Origin of the sequence: Desulfonatronospira sp. (assembly GCA_003563255.1) — a bacterium.
In the GTDB taxonomy this organism is placed as follows: Bacteria; Desulfobacterota; Desulfovibrionia; order Desulfovibrionales; family Desulfonatronovibrionaceae; genus Desulfonatronospira.
In genome coordinates, this window is record PWSL01000376.1 from 1 (window position 1) to 6,071 (window position 6,071).

Consider the following 6,071-nt stretch of genomic DNA (forward strand, 5'->3'; position numbering starts at 1 on the left):
AAAATAAGTGCGGGGGTGCCTGTCCCCAATTGAGGCAGGCATAAAATTTTATAAGTTTCGCTGTAGTGTTACGGATTATTATAATAAGTCCGGGGAGCCAGTCCCCGGAGGTGAATAAATAAGTTTCGCTGTAGTGTTATGCCGAACGGTTTTTTTCCAAGGGCCTTCTTCCGAACATTCCTATCTCCTGGTTTTCCCCCAGTCCTTCAATGAGATGTTCATTGGCCCTGTTGCGCACGAATTCCCCGGCCATGAGTACTGCATTGGTAATGGCCTTGGAGTTGGAAGAGCCGTGGCAGACAATGCCTATTCCTTTGAGTCCCAGCAGGGGTGCTCCGCCGTATTCGGCATAGTCGATATGCCTGCCGAACCTTTTAAGCGCCTGGATGCCCAGCAGAAAGCCCAGCCTGGCAAGAAGGCTTTTTTTGACTTCGGCCTTGAGGATGCGGCTCAGGGACATGGCCAGACCTTCCATGAGCTTTAAGGAAACGTTGCCCACAAAACCGTCGCATACAACTACGTCAGCTTTGCCGGTAAAAAAATCCCTGCCCTCAATGTTGCCCACGTAGTTCATTGAGGACATTTTAAAAAGCTTGATGGTTTCAAGTACCAGCTTGTTGCCCTTGCCCTCCTCCTCACCAATGGTCAAAACCCCTATGCGGGGGTTTTTGATGTGCAGAACGTCCCGGGCAAAGACATCCGCCATCAGCCCGAACTGGATCAGGTGGTAGGGCTTGCACTCCACATTGGCCCCAACGTCCACCAGGACCAGGGGATCTTTTTTTTCCGTGGGCAGTATGGAAGCCAGGGCCGGGCGCTCAATGCCCTTGATGCGGCCCAGGGTGAACATGCCGCAGGCCAGGGTGGCCCCGGAGTTGCCGGCGCTGACCACTCCCTGGGCCGTTTTTTCCCGAACGGCCTTGAAAGCGGCCTGGATGGAAGAGTTTTTCTTGCGCCGCAGAGCTTCGGAGGGTTTGTCGTTCATGGCCACAACTTCCGGGGCATGCAGTACTTCCATCTGGATACCGCCGGTTTTCTCCTTGGCCAGTACCTGTTCAATCTTTTCCTGATCCCCCACAAGCACAAGCCCCAGATTGTCCTGCCTGGCAGCCTCCATGGATCCGGGGATAACCACTTCCGGACCGGAGTCTCCGCCCATGGCGTCCACTGCAATCCAGGGCTTAACCGGCTTCATCCGCAACAGGCTTTAAATATGTACGGTTTTTGTAAGTCCCGCACTGGGGACATACTCTGTGGGGCAGGGAAGCCTCCCCGCAATCGCAGTAGATTACATTGGGGGTGGGGATGTGATCGTGGGCACGCCGCATACCTCTTTTGGACCTGGAAGTCTTTTTTTTGGGTAAAGCCATTTCAAACCTCTTTATAGATTAATTTTTAAATTTCTGAATACAGCCAGTCTGGGATCACCTGTTTCTTCCAGGCAGGCGCACAGGCCGGAATTGATATTTTCTCCGCAGGAGGGGCAGATCCCTTTGCAGTCACGGGAGCAAAGGGGTTTGTCAGGCAGGGCCAGAACAAAATGTTCCCATGTCAGCTGCCAGAGGCTGAACCACCATTGACCGTGTTCGTATTTCAGGGGCCTGTAACCAGGCGGATCATCCAAGTCGGATTCAAAGCTTTCGTAAACATCTATAGTGTGATTTATGTCCACATGACCCGGTTCAAGACAACGCGAACAGCTCATGAGTACCTGTCCCTGGAGGCTGCCCCGGAAGTATACCCCTCCGGGCTGCGGCAAGACTTCCAGGGAAGTGGTCAGGCTTTTGTTCATTTGGCAGTCGATTGCGAATTTCTCCCACAACTGTGTCCACCTGGAATCGTCTTGAAAGGAAAAAATGTGGCCCTGGGCCGGTATTTCAGATAATGGAAGCCATTGTGAAAGCAACATGAATAAACTCGAAATTTTTGTATCTGTTCAGCACTACAGCAACACTTTATTTAAGCTGGAAGGGAACTGGCTCTTTTGCCGCCGGATAGTCCGGCCGTTTTACGGTTTGAGGCCTGCAAAAGTACCTGTCCCCGGTGGCCCTTGAGCATCATTTTTGCTCAAAATGACTCATTTTCTGGGACAAGCGGGTCCCGGAAGATCCAGTCCCCGTGCCACATGCAAAGCGCTAAACAGATATGCGCTGAGCAAATACAGATTATTTTTATATCCTGTTATGCTGGATCATGTCAAGATTTTACCCTTGCCATTTTGAAACCAAACAGCTATTGTACACTTTTTTTGCTTTGCGGCTGTTTAAATGAATGGCATCCGCCTTCCTGCCGAAAGAAATGATGTATCTGTTTAGCGCTTTTAAGGAAAGCAGGAGACCAGTCCCCATGACACATGCAAAGCGCTAAACAGATACGAAAAGATTAAGTCATGGAGCAGGGTGTGTAAACAGCAGGCCTGAAATATTTTTTAATGCCAAGGAGATAAGGTTATGACCAAGCAATGTGAAGTCTGCGGCAAAAAGCCCGCAACCGGTAATAATGTCAGCCACGCCAACAACCATAGCAGAAGAAGGTTTATGCCCAACCTGCGCCGGGTCAAAGCGCAGCTTCCCCAGGGCCGCGTCAGGAAGATCAAGGTCTGCACCCGTTGTCTGCGCTCCGGGGCGGTAGTCAAGCCCGCAGCCAGGACCGCCTGAAGGGGGGTTTTATGCAGAGCAGGATGGCATCTATACTCAGGCTCAAATACAGGCCGACTGCCTTGATCTGGACCGATGAAAAGCCTGCAAAAGCATTGGAATTAAAGCCTGGTCGCTGGGGGTGCGTCATGTTTTTCCTGGCCGGCGTGCTCAAGGGTAAAACCGCTGTTTTCAGCAGACAGACCTACGGCTGCTGGGGAGGAGGGGTTGGGCTGGGCTTCGGCAACATGTACCAGGCCTTTCCCGGGGGCGAAGAATGTTTTCACTTTTTCCTTTCCAGCGGCAACAAGGGTTCAGAACAGGGCAGGGTCGTGGGCGAGAATATCAGGGAAGCGGGCCTGGAAGATTTTTACCATGACTTTATGGAAGGCGAGGGTTACCTCAAGAGCCCTGAACATGTACGTTCGTTTGTAAACCTCCTGCCGATCATAGAGGTCCCGGCCGAGTATGTGGTCCTTAAGCCCCTGGATGAGGCCGATGAGGAAAAGGACAGCGTGCAGGTGGTTACTTTTATGGCGGATGCGGATCAGTTGTGCGCCCTGGTGGTTTTGGCCAACCATGGACGGCACAGCTTTGAAAATGTGAGCATCCCTTTTGTGGCAGGGTGCCAGTCCATGGCTCTTCTGCCCTATGCCGAGGCCCACAGGGATGAGCCCAGGGCTGTGGTGGGATTGATGGATCCTTCGGCCCGCAAGCACCTGCGCAGGATGCTGGAACCCGGGCTCATGTCTTTTTCCATGCCGCTTTCCCTTTTCAAGGAGATGGAAAACAACATTGATGAGAGTTTTTTATTCCGAAATACCTGGAAGGCTATAGCCGGAGAAGACCGTGAATAGTTTTCATCCGGAAACGGATCTTTTTTCCTTTTGGCGTTTTCAATCTGCACAAGTCACCTCATTTTAAACACTACAGCGAAACTTTTCAAACTTTGATGTGCAGCCATCGTGGACCGGCACCCCGCACTTATTTATATAATCCGTCAGTCTTCTGTCAGAAAAAAAAGTGCGGGGTGAGAGTCCCCGGAGGTTAATAATAAATATCGCTGTAGTGACAATTATCCACCCTCAAGAAAGAAATCACCGACGAGAAATACAGTGAACCTGCACAAGCAGTTCTGACGGGACTGACCCCGGTCACGCCTGAGGCGTGACTGCCGGCAATTATCATTATTGAGTACCACATGAATGACTACATGAGACTCAATAAATAACATGAATCAACCTGGAAAATGAGCAGGGCAATGTCTGCACCCTGCAACCGCAGGCAGCATTCAGGGTGTCGCCCACTTCCTGGCGAGTTCCTTCAGGCTTTCGGGAATTATGGGTTTGGGCAGATAATCGTTCATTCCTGCCTCCAGGAAACGTTCCTTGTCGCCCTTGATGGCATGGGCGGTAAGTGCAATTATTGGTATTGCACTGTTGATTCCGGGTATTTCCCCTGAACGAATTTTCTGCACGGCCGTCAGGCCATCCATGACAGGCATTTCAATATCCATGAGAACCAGCTGGTAACGTCGTTTCTTGAGGGCTTCAATGGCCTGTTGCCCATCTGTCACCACTTCCGTGTCAAAACCGTTTTTTTCGAGGACTCTGGTGGCCAGCAGCTGATTTACAGGGTTATCTTCAGCGACAAGGATGCGGATGCCGGTATTGTCTGCGGGTGTTTCCGGGTATTCATTATCTGATTCTGCATTGGAATCATTCCGGGATGGCCAGGATCCGGTGTCCGTCTGAAGACCAAACCAGGCCGTAAACCAGAAAGTAGAACCCTTTCCAGGTGAGCTCTCCACCCCGATTTCGCCCTGCATCATCTCCACCAGGCTTTTGCATATGGAAAGCCCCAGGCCGCTTCCGCCGTATTCGCGGCTGATGGAGCTGTGGGCCTGCTGATAAGCCGTGAAGAGGGTGCTCTTTGTTTTATCGTCAATACCCGGCCCGGTATCAGATATCTCAAAACGAACCAGAATGCTGTCATGAAGGAGGCTTAAGGGTAGAACTTCCATACGGACACTTCCCTGACGGGTGAACTTGACAGCGTTTCCGGTGAGATTGAACAGGACCTGGCGAAGCCTCCCCGGATCACCATGCAACCTGGTTTTCATACCGGGATCCAGGCGGCTTGTAAATTCAACCCCTTTTTCCCTGGCGTTGATTGTAATTATCTGAGCAATTTCATCCACTGTCCGGTGCAGGTCAAAGTCCACCTGCTCCATTACCAGCTTGTCGGCTTCAATTCTGGAAAAGTCCAGGATGTTGTTTATGATTTCCAGCAAAGTTTCGCCGCTGGAACGGATAAGTTCCGCAAGTTGGCGCTGTTCGCTGTTGAGGGGAGTCTCCAGCAGCAGCCGGCTGAGCCCCATGACTCCAGACATAGGTGTGCGGATTTCGTGGCTCATTGTGGCCAGAAAGCTGCTTTTAGCGTTGGCGGCCTTTTCAGCCTCTTTTTTGGCTGCCGTCAGGTTCTGTTCCTGGATCCTGAGCTTTTCCTGGTCCCGCAAGGTGACCATGGCCCAGGCAAAGGTTTCGGCAAAGTGCTCCACAAAGTCCGTGGCCACCTCCCTGGTGTAGCGTTTTGAATCCCGATCATAGAACAATAGAAGCCCTACCGGCCGTTGGGATCTGAACCTGTCATGCAAGGAAAAAACTATGGCGGAACCGCTGTCAGAGTACCTTTCAGGCCGGAACCCCAGGTCTTCCAGCAAGCCGGTACTCTGCATCTGTTCGGCAGAATGTATGGTGCAGCCCGAAAAATGCTCCAGGTCAAGTAATGAGTGCAGTTGATGCAGGGTTGACAGGGCCATGGTGGTCACGGAATCAGGAACAAGTTCAGCATACTCTTCTCTTGCCAGGACCAGGTGAATCCCATCGAGCTGAAGCTCTTTTTTCAGGCTCATCAAAAGGGAAGGCAATTGAGACAGGGATGTTACAGAATGCACAATGGTGCAGCATTTCCTGAACCTTTGAAATGCCGTCATACTTTCCTGGTAGGTAGCCACTATCTTCTCTACCTGAGAGCGAAGATGCCCGGAATGTTTCCTGGTGGGCGGAACTAATGCGTCCCGGCAGGTATCTTCAGCGTTTCCCACATCCAGAGCTTTGTCTGAATTTTTTCTGTATGCCGGTCTGGAGAATATTCCCCTGGCCACTGTAATTTCCTCCCGGAATTATTCTGCGGTGGATACGCCTTCAGGCGTTTAGCACAAATTTCAAACCAACATGTTGGTCGTTAAAATCGGTTCGTGGTTCCTGGTTCCTGGTTCTTCGTTCCTGGTTACCTCTTGTTCCCACCGTTGGAGCCTGGGAACAAGAAAAGAAAACATTGTGCTTGCATGTTTGTGGGGACAGGCACCCCGGCACTTATTTTTTATTGAACAAGAAACAGATTAGAAAAATAAATGCCGGGAGAGCCAGTCCC

General features: G+C 51.3%; 6 protein-coding genes. 2 read left to right on the forward strand and 4 right to left on the reverse strand.

The features are described 5' to 3' along the window. Positions 1–136: 136 nt before the first annotated feature. Genes plsX through QZP87_RS11000 form a run of 3 tightly spaced genes read right to left on the reverse strand, consistent with a single transcriptional unit; the run spans position 137 to position 1,792 of the window. On the reverse strand, positions 137–1,195 hold the full coding sequence (gene plsX, locus QZP87_RS10990; protein WP_291322970.1) for a phosphate acyltransferase PlsX: 1,059 nt from the start codon (positions 1,193–1,195) through the stop codon (positions 137–139). After that, on the reverse strand, positions 1,182–1,370 hold the full coding sequence (gene rpmF, locus QZP87_RS10995; RefSeq protein ID WP_291322971.1) for a 50S ribosomal protein L32: 189 nt from the start codon (positions 1,368–1,370) through the stop codon (positions 1,182–1,184). Before rpmF ends, plsX begins: the two co-directional genes overlap by 14 nt. An 11-nt stretch (positions 1,371–1,381) precedes the next feature. Further along, positions 1,382–1,792 carry a DUF177 domain-containing protein gene (locus QZP87_RS11000; protein WP_291322972.1) on the reverse strand — a complete coding sequence of 137 codons (411 nt, stop codon included), beginning with the start codon at positions 1,790–1,792 and terminating at the stop codon, positions 1,382–1,384. Between the two features lie 658 nt (positions 1,793–2,450). Here QZP87_RS11000 and rpmB point away from each other — a divergent pair. Together rpmB and QZP87_RS11010 are read left to right on the forward strand one after the other, a co-directional pair. Beyond that, positions 2,451–2,657 (forward strand): 50S ribosomal protein L28, encoded by a 207-nt coding sequence (gene rpmB, locus QZP87_RS11005; RefSeq protein WP_291322973.1) that lies wholly within the window; start codon positions 2,451–2,453, stop codon positions 2,655–2,657. Between the two features lie 11 nt (positions 2,658–2,668). Beyond that, positions 2,669–3,493 (forward strand): DUF169 domain-containing protein, encoded by an 825-nt coding sequence (locus QZP87_RS11010; protein WP_291322974.1) that lies wholly within the window; start codon positions 2,669–2,671, stop codon positions 3,491–3,493. Positions 3,494–3,927: 434 nt separating this feature from the next. Here QZP87_RS11010 and QZP87_RS11015 read toward each other — a convergent pair whose 3' ends face one another. After that, a complete protein-coding gene (locus QZP87_RS11015) occupies positions 3,928–5,802 on the reverse strand; it encodes a response regulator (RefSeq protein ID WP_291322975.1) in 1,875 nt (624 codons plus the stop codon). Positions 5,803–6,071 lie beyond the last annotated feature (269 nt).